Here is a 13,854-nt window from a genome sequence, read left to right on the forward strand (position 1 = left end):
TTCATGTCCACTCGTAAGTATTTAACTCAACAGGAAATATCTCGACTTTTAGCTGCTTGTCATTTGTCACGACATCCCGAACGTAATTCTTGCTTAATTTATATGTGCTTTATACATGGTCTAAGGGCAAGCGAAGCCCTATCGCTAAAATTATCTGATCTTAACTTAGAAAGTAATGAACTTTATGTACACCGTTTAAAGAATGGTTTTTCAGTTAATCACCCACTGATTGATGAAGAGATCCCACTCATTAAAGCTTGGCTAAAAATTAGAAATACATGGAAAGGGAAAGAAAGCCAGTGGTTATTCTTATCTGAAAGAGGGACTGCCATGACTCGCCAGCGCTTTTATCAACTTTTTTCACGACTTGGCGAGCTAGCTGAGCTGACCCTAGGTATTCATCCCCACATGTTACGACATGCATGTGGTTATGCATTAGCGGATAGAGGTGCCGATACGCGTTTAATTCAGGATTATTTGGGGCATACGAATATACAACATACCGTACGATACACAGCAAGTAACCCTGCAAGATTTCGGGGAGTGTGGTAAGAAAGGTGCTATATGGTGGGATAAAGGCGCTAAAAGAGTTGTCAAAATGCACCAAATTGACAAACGTAATGAATTAGGTGCATCTTAAGTTAAATGAAAATACACGTCAAATACGTAGCGTGTAAATAACGCTATGTATACATTACTAAAAATAAGTACATTCCATTATTAGAAGATCATTGAATTTATTAATTTTTTCACACATTCAAACTCTCCATGCCACTTCAAACTTACACATTGTAATATTCTGAAATGCTTTATTTGGAATAATTAACTAATAATTTTAAAAATAAAATACAAAATTAAAATTATTCATTCATTAATGAAATATTTAACTAACAATATACAACTATTGTCAATTTGGTGCATTTTGACAACAGTTAAATTAGTAAATCATTCAGTTTCGTGAGGAAGATTTTATGCAATCTAACTTATCTCCTAAAGAAATTGTCGGGGGTAATATATATAAAGCCCGCCGAGCAAAAGGATTAAGTGGCTCTGAGTTAGCTGATTTACTTTTATGCTCTCAGCAACATGTTTCACGTATTGAGCGCGGAGTTATTCGACTACACCTAGAGCAGATTAAGCAAATTGCGAACTCGCTTGATATTGATATTAATTGTTTATTAGATGGTGTTGGATTTCAAAATAACTCAGTAAATTATATCCATAATATGGAATGTTATTTTAAAGCTGAAGGATGGTTTTCTGGATCTAGTCAATTTATGAAATAGGTTTAACCTTATGTCAGAAAATATAATAAAACCAACATTTAATATTATTGTAGGAAAAAAAATAAAAAAACACAGAAAAGAAATGAAATTAACTGCTGAGGAACTAGGGAGATATATTGGCGTAAGCCAGCAGCAAATTTCCCGTTATGAATCAGGAGTTAACCATATTAACATTGATTTTTTATCTCAATTATCTGAGTTATTTAAAGTACCAATTCAAGTTTTTTTAATAGAAGACTAAATATATTTTTTAATTATTAACAATTCAATTTCATTTTTAGTATTTGATTTTTTAAATCAAATACTAGTGCTTTGCTTTTTTCCAGTTCATTGCAAATAGAGTGTCTGCAATGAGCAATGAAAACTGACACTCATTCTTTACTTAACAATAAACATAGGACTTTATATTCATGAAAATGAAATCTATTGCAATGGCAACTTTTATGGCTCTGGGATTAGCTTCTGCAGCAAACGCAGCAGATCAAGGCCACGGTAAAGTAACGTTCAAAGGCGCTATTATCGATGCTCCATGCTCAATCTCTCCTAGCTCAATCGACCAAACAGTTGAATTAGGTCAAATTTCTAACATGGCATTAGTTGATGGCGGTAAATCAACTCCACGTCCATTCGAAATCACTTTAGAGAACTGTGATATCACTAAACTGACTAAAGGTGTTCAATTAACCTTTAGTGGTGCTGCTGCATCTTTCGACAATACCAATAAAACACTGGGTATTGTTGGTACTGGCGCAGGCGCTGGTGTTCAGATCACTAATGGTAGCGGCAATGTGGTGACTTTAGGAACAGCAGCACCATTCCAACAAATTCAAAATGGTAACAACACACTGAATTTCGCTGCTTACTTAAAAGGTAATGGTGGCGATATCGACACTATCACTGCCGGTGACTTTAGCTCAGTAGCGGATTTCACTCTGTCTTACGAGTAATTCATCTTGAGCCAACAAATTAATTTGTTGGCTCATTCCGACTGAATTGGGTGTAAGAGAGGGAGCAATGAATAATTCGATAACCAGTGGAGTGTTTTCATTGATCTTAAGTATAGGCACGTTGACTGCGGTATCAACTGCATATGCTCAAGGCTCAGTGAGTATGAATGGAAGCATTATTGAAACAGCATGTGCAATTGATGTCGGCAGCCGTGATCAAACTATTGATATGGGAAGTATTGCGCTGACTCAAATTCGCCGTGATGGGCAAGGACCTGCTCGCCCTTTTGTTATCCGATTAGTGAATTGTGTTCTTGAACGCCAAAATCCTGACAAACCGAATTGGCAATACTTTCGCGTAACATTCGATGGCTCCCATGACAGGGGGTTATTTGGTGTGAACGGACAAGCTCAAGGTGTTGGATTACAAATTCAACGTGAGGGAGATGGTGAAATTGCCATACCTGGCCAAGGAATGTCAGTGAGCTCCCTAACAGCTGGAACAAAAGATCTCACCTATCGGCTACGGTTGGTGGCGAATAACCGCCCATTGGCATCAGGCCAATACTACAGTCAATTACGTTTCAAACTGGATTATGAATAGTCGGTTCCTCTTATAAATGAAACTCCCCTTTGTAGGATGAGCTTCGTGAGCGAAATGACATTACGGATAAAAGAACGCAAAAGAAGGTCGAGATGATGACCCTGAATTTCATTCACACGCCTGTGTTACAGATAACTCGGCCTTGCAGATTAGGGCTTTTAGTCGCGTTGGCTATTAGCTTTGGTGGTCACGCATCCGATATTAAATTTAATATGGATATGCTAGACGTCAATGATCGTAACAACATTGATCTAAGCCAATTTGCGCGTCCAGGCTATCTCATGCCTGGTGAATACAGTTTTACGGTTTTCTTAAACAAGCAAAGCATGCCGGAAGAAACTGTCTTTTACTATGCACCTGAAGGTGAGTCGAATGAAAGCCTCCCTTGCCTGAGCCCTGCTTTAGTTGAAAAATTCGGTATCAAACCTGAATTGATGTCGACGTTAAAGTGGTGGCACGAAGGACAATGTTTATCGCTTGAAAGTTTACCCGGAACTGAAGTTAAAGCCGACCTTGCAACTTCGGCTATGTATATTAGTTTGCCGCAAGCCTACCTCGAATATACCGCTGAGAATTGGGATCCTCCTGCACGCTGGGAAGAAGGATTACCCGGCGCATTGTTTGATTACAACTTAAATGCACAAGTGGGCCAACAAACCCGCTCAGGACAACAAACCAACTACAGTACCAGCGGTAATGGGGTTGCTGGCGTTAACTTGGGTGCTTGGCGTGTTCGTGCTGACTGGCAAATGCGTATTGATAAACAGCAAGGGCAAAGCACGACCACATCACTAGATTGGACTCGTTATTATGTCTACCGAGCAATCAAATCCTTAGGCGCAAAACTCACCTTAGGTGAAGATTATTTAACCTCTGATATTTTTGATAGTTTCAGATTTACAGGGCTTAGCCTGATTACCGATACCAATATGCTACCACCTAATCTACGTGGATACGCACCAGAAATTACTGGGGTAGCAAAAAGTAATGCAACCGTCATCGTGAGCCAACAAGGACGCATTATCTATCAAACTCAAGTCGCTGCGGGCCCATTCCGTATCCAAGACCTAAATGATGCATTAGCTGGGCAAATCGATGTTGAAGTTAAAGAACAAGACGGCTCAACACAGACTTTCACTGTAAATACTGCAAGTGTTCCATATTTAACACGCCCGGGGCAACTGCGTTACAAATTAGCCGCAGGGCGCCCAACAAATTGGCGCCATCATGTTAGTGGCGATACCTTTGCAAGTGGCGAATTCTCTTGGGGGGTTAACAACGGCTGGTCACTGTATGGTGGTGGAATTGGTGCAGAAAACTATGCATCCGCGGCTATAGGGATTGGTCGTGACTTAATGGTATTCGGCGCATTGTCATTCGATATTACTCATGCTCGGGCACATTTAACCAACTTAGGTGATATTGGCAATAAAACGTATCGCGGGAGCTCGTATCGTTTAAGTTACTCTAAACGTTTTGATACTTATAACAGCCAAGTGACATTTGCAGGATATCGATTCTCTGAGCAAGGTTTTATGAGTATGTCTGAGTATTTGGATGCGCAGGAAACAGGTGCACGCCAATACAACAGCAAAGAAATGTATACCATCTCTTATAACCAACAATTTTCAGAGTTAGGGCTAAGTGCATTCATCAATTATTACCATCAAACCTATTGGGATCAACCGGATAACGACCGCTATAGTATTTCGTTAGCTCGCTATTTTGATATTGGGAAATGGAAGAATCTTAGCCTCAACTTGACGGCATATCGAAATCGTTATCGTGAAAACAATGATGATGGCGTATACGCGTCACTCACAGTGCCTTGGGGTGAAAAAAGTTCCATTAGTTATAACAGTAGCTGGGATAAAAATGATAACTCACAGCGCGTGAGTTACTACAGCACCATCGATGAAAGAAATAACTATCAGTTAAGTACCGGATGGGCACGTTCAGGTGCACTTGTGAGCGGCTATTACACTCATCAGGGAGACTTAGCACAGCTCAACGCGAATGCAACTTACCAACAAGACCGTTATCGATCTGCGGGGTTCTCTTTACAAGGTGGTTTCACCGCAACGGAGAAAGGTGCCGTACTGCATCGTGGTAGCCAAATTGGTGGTACTCGCATATTTGTTGATACCGATGGAGTACCTAATATCCCATTACGTGGTTACGGCTCGATTGTGCGCACTAACCGCTTTGGACAAGCCGTTATTAGTGACGTGAATAGCTATTACCGTAACCAAATTAGCGTTGATTTGAATGCATTACCAGATGAAGCGCAAGTGTCTCAATCTATAAAACAAGGCACTTTAACGGAAGGGGCAATTGGCTACCGTCAATTTGATGTTGTCGCAGGAAACAGTGCGATGGCGTTGTTAAGGCTGTCGGACAATAGCACACCACCTTTCGGGGCAATTGTCTTAAACGGTCGTGGTCAGCAAGTCGGTATGGTGGGTGATGATGGAAATACCTATCTCACTGGTTTAAACGCAAAAGATATCTTGCAAGTTCGTTGGGATGACCAAGTGCAGTGTGAAATCACACTCCCTGATACCTTGCCAGAAGATGAATATTTACAGGCAAGCTGGTTATTACCGTGCCACAAACCGGGAGCAAAAGCCGCATCGCCAGCGACCATAAAGACACAATCAGCGAGTCGTGCATTAGAAGCAATGCCGAGAGCATCAGAACTCGTTGTGCCTGTTGTTGAAAGAACAGCGCCAAAGGAGTCAAGCCGCTGGTTACAAAAATAATAAAAATGAGTGGTACGCAAAGAGCGATGAGTGCTCCTTAACCATAGAAGATAACAATATGATGAATAACATGATGAAAAACAAATTGATGAACAAAAAAAATGCCCATAAAGCAGTATTCGCATTGGCTGGTGTTGTGTTGATTTCAACAACGCTATCTTCTGCTCAAGCGGCAGTTGCCTTAGACAGAACTCGAGCGATTATTACGGGAGACGAAAAATCGATCAGTTTAAACATCAGCAACGAAAACAAACAATTACCTTATCTCGCTCAAGGTTGGGTGGAAAATGAGAAAGGTGAAAAAATAAGCGACCCATTTACGGTATTGCCACCGGTACAGCGTGTTGAGCCGGGGGCAAAAAGCCAAATCAAAATCCAAGCTCTGCCAAGTGCCGCTTCTCTGCCGCAAGACAGAGAATCGGTGTATTACTTTAATTTGCGTGAGATTCCACCGAAAAGTGATAAACCCAATACGCTGCAACTGGCATTACAGACACGTATTAAATTGTTTTATCGACCAAAATCAATCATTCCAACACGTGAACAAATGGATAATCCATGGCAGGAAAAAGTGACTCTTACGCGTCAGGGTAACCAGTATACGATTAATAACCCAACTGCCTATTACGTTTCTTTTGTCGATGCTGTCCCCAACAAAAATGGGCAGACAGTCGCAGGGTTTGAGCCCGTAATGGTTGCACCCAAAAGCAGCAAAGCACTGAACGTCAGTGCAGACGCATTAGGTAATAAACCTGTGCTGACCTATATCAATGATTATGGTGGTCGCCCAACACTGTCGTTTACATGTCAGGGAAATAGCTGCCATGTGGTACCTGAAAAAAAATAGACTGATCTGAAATGCGCGATGAGATAGCAGGAGAATATCATGGCAAACACAAGCAGGATGCTCCGTTATGTGGGCTTAGGAAGTTTAGCGCTGAATTTATTCAGTAGCATGGCGATGGGAACAGCCCTAAATAAAGTTGATAGCTGGGATGTAGATGGTTCACATGGCACGCTATATGTCCATGGAGCTTTGACGGAAAGTGCTTGTCGTTTAGCAATGTCATCAGCATATCAAACTATTAATTTAGGTACTGTGGGTACAGGACAGCTTCAGCATGTTGGGCAAACTGGTAACCCTGTTGCGATTGAACTGCGTTTAGAAGATTGTCTAAGTGGTGAAAGTCGCAGCCGCACTGCACAGGGGAATCTTTTGTGGAGCCAACAAATGCCGTCAATGAAGATCCGCTTTTTGGCTCCTATAGATACCCAAGACCCGCGCTTGGCAGCTGTTATCGGTGTTCAGGGGATTGGCCTGCAATTAAGTAATGCAGCGCGTTCACCAATTAACTTAGGTGAGTACAGTACACCACAATTGGTTTCACCTGGGCAAAACCAATTAACTTACTATGTAACGCCAGTACGTACCTCTGCTCAACTAAATGCTGGAGCTTATCAGGCGTTAATTAGATTCCAGGTAAGTTATGAATAGGGGCATGGAGATGAGAGGAGCTTATTTTCTTACGATATGCTTTAAAGCGATTGTCCTAGTTGGGGTAATTCTCTTTGGTGCTCTGATTTCACTCAGCTTTTCTTACAAAGCTATCGCTGCGAATCTCAGCACTAATATCCAAATTCGTGTGACGGTATACGGTGAGCCGGAATGTACCCTTGGCGGTGCAACAACGACTTCTGTAGATTTTGGCGATATACATCAGGCAAAGATTGACGGTGCTTATGGGCGCTCACCTATCAATTACAACTTGATATGTAATGGCTTATATAAGAATACATTAAAGATGACGCTGAGATGGACTGATAGGCAAATTAATGGTGAGTCATCCGTGACGACCAATCTCCCGAATTTAGGTATTGCCATTTACCGTGATGGAACCCGACTCAGCAATGGCGCGACACTCAATTTTAATTATGGGAATTCGCCTGCTTTGTATGCCGTCCCCGTTAAACCTACAGGGGTAAACTTAACATCAGGTGGGGATTTTACGGGCAATCTCACGATGGTATTGGATTACCAATAGGATGATATCAATGAAATTATACCGTTATCTTCTCTCGGTCTGCATGATGCTTAGCCTGTTTAGCCAAAGCCAAGCATCAACACTTGGTATCCAGCTAAAAGGTCGATTATTGGTGACACCGCCCGAGTGTATTTTGAATAACAACCAACAAGAAACTATACATTTTGGCGATATATTGCTCCCACGTATTGATGGAGTTCAATACAAGCGTACTGTACCGATGAGACTCAGCTGCACAAATCTAGCGAAAAACGCTATAAAGCTCACGCTTGTCGGCGATGGAACATCATTTAATAGCAATGGCGCATTGAAAACGAGTAACCCAAAACTCGGTCTTTCCTTTTATGTGAACAATGCTAAGCAAGTTATTAACCAGCCTTTCAATGTGTTATATACAGCGCTGCCAACCTTAGAGGTTGCCCCAGTAAAAAACAGTAATGCCAATTTTACAAATACCGATGGCGGATTTTTTACAGCACTGGCAACACTGAAAATTGAGTATCAGTGAGAATGATTATGTGGAATAACAATCAAATTAAGCATTGGATGGCAGGATTTATAATGGTGATGTCCATATCTTCAGCGCAAGCAAATTGGGCATTTGATGGCACGTTAATTATTCCTCCTGTTTGCCAATTAAGCCATGACGACCCAATAAAAGTTTCATTCGGTAAAGTGGGTGTACGAAAAATCAACGGTACCGCCTTCAAGCAATCTATTCCTTTTCAATTAAATTGTGTTGGCGATATGACACAACCGTGGGATATCAGCTTGATATTCGGAGGAACACCTGCAGGAAGTGGATTTGATAATGCGACATTAAGAACAGTGACACCGTTGAATAATGGCAAATTAGGAATTCAAATTCAAAAAAATGGCCAACCTCAACCATTGAATGAAGCCTTTTTGATTAATGCGGCTTCATTACCATCCCTTTCAGCCGTTCCTGTCATGCGTTCAGGAAGCGAACTTGTAGGGGATAATTTTACTGCATCAGGCACGTTAACCATTATTTTTGAATAGGAGGCGGCAGTCATAACTATGAATATTAAACGTAATATGAGCTTTGCCTTTAGCTTATGGTTTTTGGGTGCCACTGCGGCTTTTTCTGCAAATGTGGAGTTTGATGGCACGCTAATTGAAGATGCTTGTGACGTTTATCCGGGCGACGAATCGATTGAATTAGATTTCGGTACGATAGTGGATAAATACCTGTATCTAAATACTCAAACAAATAGCCAACCTTTTACCATTCGCTTAATCAATTGCGATTTAGCATTAGGCCATGAAGTGAAAGTCACATTTATTGGCGCAGAAAGTTCAGCTTTACCTGGTTTATTGGCATTAGATGCAGGAAGCCAAGCAACTGGCGTGGCTGTTGGTATTGAAAGTATTTCCGGTGCGGCAATCAAAATTAATAGTGGCAGTTATACCCAAGGGTTATATACCGGAAATAATAATGACCTAAGATTTCAAGCGTATGTGAGAGCTGAGCCAGTTGCATTGCAAAATAAATCAATTGTGCTCGGTTCATGGGCTGCGAGTGCCACGTTCAAATTAGATTATGAGTAAATCATTATGTATGCGAAAAAAGCAAAAATATACGGAATGTTAAATACAAGCCGTTTGAGTATTTTATTATTAATCATCGCATTAGCGTCTCTATTTCCTTCTCGCCCAGCCAATGCGATTGCGTATGTAATGCCTGTGAGTATGACCTCTGGAGCCTGGCCTCGTGTTGAGATGGACATTCTTTCTTGGAGTGAAGCAAGTGGTGTCACTAACCCTTGTTATGGGTCAACAGAATGCTGGGTAGGCCCTGATGTTCTGTATGCATCTGGTGCGCCGTCGTTGAGTGGCTCTTGCTTAGATTATGGTAACTGCATTCGAATTAACCAGTATCGAACAGCGGAAGAAGTCGCAGCGGCTTTTCGTAGTGCAAAAGGAATTCCTTATCGTGCATCGTTTGTCATTGATAGCCCAAATGCAACTTGTATTGGGTTATTTTATGTCAACCATAAACCAACCCCGGGAGTTAGGAATGCAATCCAATGGCCAGGTAGCGTTTGTGGTAAAATTCCACCTACAAATCAAACATGTAGTATTTCTTTGCCTTCTTTTGTTAATCACGGGGCGCTCAGTAACACGAGTTTAAATGGTAAAACAAACTCAGTTTCTGGCAATATCACTTGTACACAGGCGACAAATATCAACTTATTTGCTCGCTCAACCACGGGTGAGCGTTATGTATATTTAAATTCGACTTCTAACTTTTATTCAAATCCATTAATTAATAATCAAAATGGCTGGAATGGCGCGAACATGAATATTTCTGGAAACAATGCGGCGAATTCATTTACATTCACTTCTGAATTGCATGCATCAGGAACGGTAACGCCTGGATATTACACAGGAAATGCAGTCGTCATTATTGCATTTAATTAGTTAATCAAAGCCTTCGAACCCAATTCACTAACTTGGTAGTTTAGCAGCGTATTTTTAAATAGAATACGCTGCTTTTATGAATATTAATAAGCTGTAACCTTTTCATTTCAATAACATTTCTAACCCGATAGAAAACTTGAAACCCACTAGCACCGCAAAGTAAATAACCAGTGCATTGCTGGTACTCGATGTGGCACTCTCACTTCACCAAAGGTATATCTGCAAGCTAAACTATTTGACAAATTTAGCGAAAAAACCAGCAACCACATGATATAATTTGAGTTTAGAATTAAAAGTCCTAACGATATAAACTCGCCTGAACCGGACGGTACCCCCTAATGTAATAAAAAGCCAATCATAGCTATGTATTACCGATTCAAATGTGACAATACATAGCTACCAATGCTAAATTATAAAAAGAACATGCAATCGAAAAATCTTATATTAAGTCAAATGTAAAAATTGAGTTTCTGCTGACACTCCGATTAGTTCAATACTCTGAATAGGGGTAAGTGTGTGAAATGCTCCTTTTTCATGATAAACTTATATTGAAAATATAAAGAGTTAGGTTGATTCAGACTTAGTATACAAATAAGCTCAATACTGGATTTTAGTCATGAAAGAAATCAAAAAAATGTCAGATAAAGACTTTGTTGATACACTAATACAAGAGTGGCTGGAAACCGTCCCTACATTAGACTTGAGTGGTTTGCCTATTATCGCCCGCATAGTACGCATGAGCCATTATATTTCTCAATTTATTGATGCCAATCTCGCTTGTTATAATCTAAATGTGGGTGAGTTTGAGGTACTAGCAGCACTTGCTAGGAATCCTGATCGTCAGCTTTCACCAAAAGAACTTCAAAAAAAAATCCTTATTTCCTCCGGTGGGTTATCTAACCGAATTAATCGATTAGAAGAAAAGAAATTTATTGTTAGAATTCCAGATCCTGCGGATAGACGTGGTGTGATTGTAAAAATAACACCAGAGGGACGAAAGCTAACCCTTGAAGCTGTGGAAACTCACGTCGCGATTGAAAAATCATTAGTTCAAGGATTAGATGACGAAAATAAAGATCAACTCGCAATGCTACTGAAAAAACTTATTCAATCACAAAAATCTGAGCTCAACGAAAAAAATGGGGCTTAATAAAAAACCCCAAAGTTGGAATAAACCTCAGGGTGCAGCTCACATTGAGCTGTCTTCATTTTGCCTTAATCACTTTAGTTAGGTTTTTTACTGACCCGTCCCTCAGACTTTAAAACTAACCATAACCCAGCCAAAATCAAACATAGCCCTACTATAGCAAACATATTAACATTTTCATGGGCAACAACGATCGCCAGGAAAAATGCCACAATTGGTTCAATTAAACCCAATGCCACTCCTGTTGGAGCACTAATATGTTTCAAAGCTTGAGTATATAAAAGATAAGCCACTCCAGTTGTTAATAATCCAAGATAAAATATGACTGCAATGCTCACCCAACTGACAGTTGGCGTTCCCGCTAGTATCCAAGCAATTGGAACCGCGATAAATATAGCAATACTGAATGTATGCTTAGTAATGGTTAATGGAGAATCAATGCTAACCAATTTCTTACTCATCAACGTATAAAGTGCATAGCAAAAGCCAGCACTTAAACAAATAAGTAAGCCCCCCGTATTGATTTGCCAACTGCTACTTTGAGAAAGAACCATCCATGTCCCTCCAGCCGTCGCACAAAAAGTTCCAAGCCACCAAAGTAAAGATGGGGATTTCTTGAGAAGAATCGCCTGCATTAAGCCAGCCCAAATAGGTGCGCTACCAATAGTTGTTGCTGTACCAATAGCAATCCCTGTCGCCTTTATACCTGCAAAAAACGTTAAGTTATATAACCCCATACAAATACCTGCGATAGTAATATATCGCCAATATCTCCTTGACCTATTCGAAGAATTTTCGCTTTGCTGTCGCTCATTTATTTTTAGTGATTGGCGGCTTGCACTACGATAAAAAAACAACAAATGGAAGAATAAACACGCAACAAGTAATCTAAATGCACCAATCCAGTAAGGTGCTGTTGCACCCTGTACAAAGCTTTGAGCCGTCCCCGCAGTACCCCATAAAAAAGCGGCACTTAGCGCTAGTGTGATACCCACTAAAGATACTTTTCTCATCGTCATTGAACTTTTACCACCATTTCAATAAAAATATATCTTCACACTAAGATACTTCATAAGAAGATACAAGTTGGATTAGATTCAAGGTGAAAGAAAAGTAATTGTTCATGATAAAAATCAATTATAGTAAGTTTTTTGATTGATATTAAAAAGCGAATTACTAATATTGATATATCTTCTTATGAAGATACTTCCAACAAAGAAATAATAATGAGAGGCAGCTATGACTGTTATATTTATCAGTGTAATAGTGTTGATACTGGCGGGTTATGCAATTGCGAAGAACTACGAAGCAAAGATTGTATTGTTCACTGCTGGTATTGCGCTGATGCTCAGCGCAGCAATGTTAGGGATGCCCATTTTAGATATAAAACAAAGTACAGGGAATATTTGGCTTGATCCACTAAAACAAATACAGCTAGGGTTTATAAAACAGTTTGGTGGCGCAGGGATCATAATCATGGTCCTATTTGGTTTTTCTTCTTATATGTCACGCATTGGTGCAAACGATGCAGCCGTTCATTTAGTCGCAAAACCTATTTCAAAAATTCGTTCTCCTTATATCCTAGTCCCAATCGTTTTTTGGTTAGGAAACTTACTATCATTAGTGATCCCCAGCGCAGCTTCATTAGCCGTTATTTTAATGGCGACCTTATATCCAATATTAAGAGCTGCCAAAATGTCATCAATGACAGCGGCAGGTATTATTGCAACTACGGCGACAATTATGCCAACACCACTAGGGGGTGATAATGTTGTTGCGGCTCGATTACTGGGTTTTGAACATGTTGTCGACTACGTCACGTTACACCATGCTGTTGTCTCACTTCCTGTTTTATTATTAATGGGATTTGCACACTATTTTTGGCAAAAGTATATGGATAAGCGCCAAGGTGCATCCGCATTTACTGAAGTTGATGAAAGTAAACTCGAAGGTAATAAAGAACTACCCCCTGCTTACTACGCCTTATTTCCGCTCGTTCCACTTATTCTAATTATCGTTTTAGGACTCTGTTTTCGAGAAATCAAAGTGGGGCTTGTTGAAATCACACTCTTCTCTTTTATTCTTGCATTTGCCACTGAACTTATCCGTAAAGGCAATCCAAAAGAACAAATGGTTCAAGCTGGGCTCTTTTTTAAAGGCATGGGTGAAGGCTTTTCTCAAGTTGTTGTTCTGATTGTTGCCGCAGGTACGCTTGTTGCTGGCCTTAATGCTATTGGCATCATCGATATGATTTCGGGCGTGGTCAAAAACGTGAATAATGCAGGCGTTGGATTAATGTTTATTTTCTCCGGCTTAACAGCATTAATCACCTTTATTAGCGGTAGTGGTAATGCGGTATTTTATTCTTTCATTGAATTAATTCCATCTATAGCGAATCAAGCCCATGTTGATCCAATTATGGTTGCTCTTCCAATGCAATTTACGTCTAACTTAGTTCGAGCAATCTCCCCAGTCTCAGCTGTCGTCATTATTGTCGCATCGGTTATCAAAGTGAGTCCTGTTGAAGTAGTGAAAAGAACCTCTGTACCTTTAGCGGTAGGCACGATAGCAACGTTAATTTATGCATATTTTCTGTATGCGTAGAATGGGTTATTAAAAGG

At 40.3% G+C, this 13,854-nt stretch carries 16 protein-coding genes; 15 read left to right on the forward strand and 1 reads right to left on the reverse strand.

Features of this window, described 5'->3' with window-relative positions:
• Positions 1-3: 3 nt before the first annotated feature.
• The 14 genes from PZ638_RS18395 (at position 4) to PZ638_RS18460 (ending at position 11,236) form a co-directional block, all read left to right on the forward strand.
• Positions 4-552 carry a tyrosine-type DNA invertase gene (locus PZ638_RS18395; RefSeq protein WP_014657972.1) on the forward strand — a complete coding sequence of 183 codons (549 nt, stop codon included), beginning with the start codon at positions 4-6 and terminating at the stop codon, positions 550-552.
• A gap of 419 nt (positions 553-971) precedes the next feature.
• Positions 972-1,286 carry a helix-turn-helix domain-containing protein gene (locus PZ638_RS18400; RefSeq protein ID WP_004259612.1) on the forward strand — a complete coding sequence of 105 codons (315 nt, stop codon included), beginning with the start codon at positions 972-974 and terminating at the stop codon, positions 1,284-1,286.
• A gap of 10 nt (positions 1,287-1,296) precedes the next feature.
• Positions 1,297-1,527, forward strand: coding sequence for a helix-turn-helix domain-containing protein (locus tag PZ638_RS18405; RefSeq protein ID WP_110591112.1), 231 nt, complete (start codon positions 1,297-1,299; stop codon positions 1,525-1,527).
• A 169-nt stretch (positions 1,528-1,696) separates the two neighbouring features.
• Positions 1,697-2,233 (forward strand): fimbrial protein, encoded by a 537-nt coding sequence (locus PZ638_RS18410; protein WP_004259621.1) that lies wholly within the window; start codon positions 1,697-1,699, stop codon positions 2,231-2,233.
• A 67-nt stretch (positions 2,234-2,300) separates the two neighbouring features.
• The gene (locus tag PZ638_RS18415; RefSeq protein ID WP_004259625.1) at positions 2,301-2,837 is read left to right on the forward strand and encodes a fimbrial protein; all 537 of its coding nucleotides are present in this window, start codon (positions 2,301-2,303) and stop codon (positions 2,835-2,837) included.
• Positions 2,838-2,929: 92 nt separating this feature from the next.
• Complete coding sequence (locus PZ638_RS18420; RefSeq protein WP_206277762.1) at positions 2,930-5,599, forward strand: outer membrane usher protein; 2,670 nt, start codon at positions 2,930-2,932, stop codon at positions 5,597-5,599.
• Between the two features lie 58 nt (positions 5,600-5,657).
• Entirely contained in the window at positions 5,658-6,446 is a 789-nt protein-coding gene (locus PZ638_RS18425; protein WP_036958076.1) for a fimbria/pilus periplasmic chaperone, read from the forward strand.
• 39 nt (positions 6,447-6,485) lie between these two features.
• A complete protein-coding gene (locus PZ638_RS18430; RefSeq protein WP_112307645.1) occupies positions 6,486-7,094 on the forward strand; it encodes a fimbrial protein in 609 nt (202 codons plus the stop codon).
• A 10-nt stretch (positions 7,095-7,104) separates the two neighbouring features.
• Positions 7,105-7,641, forward strand: coding sequence for a fimbrial protein (locus tag PZ638_RS18435; RefSeq protein ID WP_226617010.1), 537 nt, complete (start codon positions 7,105-7,107; stop codon positions 7,639-7,641).
• A gap of 10 nt (positions 7,642-7,651) precedes the next feature.
• Positions 7,652-8,149, forward strand: coding sequence for a fimbrial protein (locus PZ638_RS18440; RefSeq protein WP_226617011.1), 498 nt, complete (start codon positions 7,652-7,654; stop codon positions 8,147-8,149).
• A 2-nt stretch (positions 8,150-8,151) separates the two neighbouring features.
• A complete protein-coding gene (locus PZ638_RS18445) occupies positions 8,152-8,664 on the forward strand; it encodes a fimbrial protein (RefSeq protein WP_004259643.1) in 513 nt (170 codons plus the stop codon).
• Between the two features lie 18 nt (positions 8,665-8,682).
• Positions 8,683-9,213 carry a fimbrial protein gene (locus PZ638_RS18450; RefSeq protein ID WP_112307642.1) on the forward strand — a complete coding sequence of 177 codons (531 nt, stop codon included), beginning with the start codon at positions 8,683-8,685 and terminating at the stop codon, positions 9,211-9,213.
• A gap of 6 nt (positions 9,214-9,219) precedes the next feature.
• Positions 9,220-10,086: an MrpH family fimbial adhesin gene (locus PZ638_RS18455; protein WP_004259647.1), complete on the forward strand. Its 867-nt coding sequence runs from the start codon at positions 9,220-9,222 to the stop codon at positions 10,084-10,086.
• A 616-nt stretch (positions 10,087-10,702) separates the two neighbouring features.
• Positions 10,703-11,236 carry a MarR family winged helix-turn-helix transcriptional regulator gene (locus PZ638_RS18460; RefSeq protein WP_206277761.1) on the forward strand — a complete coding sequence of 178 codons (534 nt, stop codon included), beginning with the start codon at positions 10,703-10,705 and terminating at the stop codon, positions 11,234-11,236.
• Positions 11,237-11,310: 74 nt separating this feature from the next.
• Here the strand turns inward: PZ638_RS18460 and PZ638_RS18465 are convergent, their stop codons facing one another.
• Positions 11,311-12,252: a DMT family transporter gene (locus PZ638_RS18465; protein WP_112307639.1), complete on the reverse strand. Its 942-nt coding sequence runs from the start codon at positions 12,250-12,252 to the stop codon at positions 11,311-11,313.
• A 220-nt stretch (positions 12,253-12,472) separates the two neighbouring features.
• Between PZ638_RS18465 and dcuC the strand changes: the two genes are divergently transcribed.
• Positions 12,473-13,837 (forward strand): C4-dicarboxylate transporter DcuC, encoded by a 1,365-nt coding sequence (dcuC, locus tag PZ638_RS18470; RefSeq protein ID WP_004259659.1) that lies wholly within the window; start codon positions 12,473-12,475, stop codon positions 13,835-13,837.
• Positions 13,838-13,854: the final 17 nt, after the last annotated feature.

Source organism: Providencia hangzhouensis (assembly GCF_029193595.2).
In the GTDB taxonomy this organism is placed as follows: domain Bacteria; phylum Pseudomonadota; class Gammaproteobacteria; order Enterobacterales; family Enterobacteriaceae; genus Providencia; species Providencia hangzhouensis.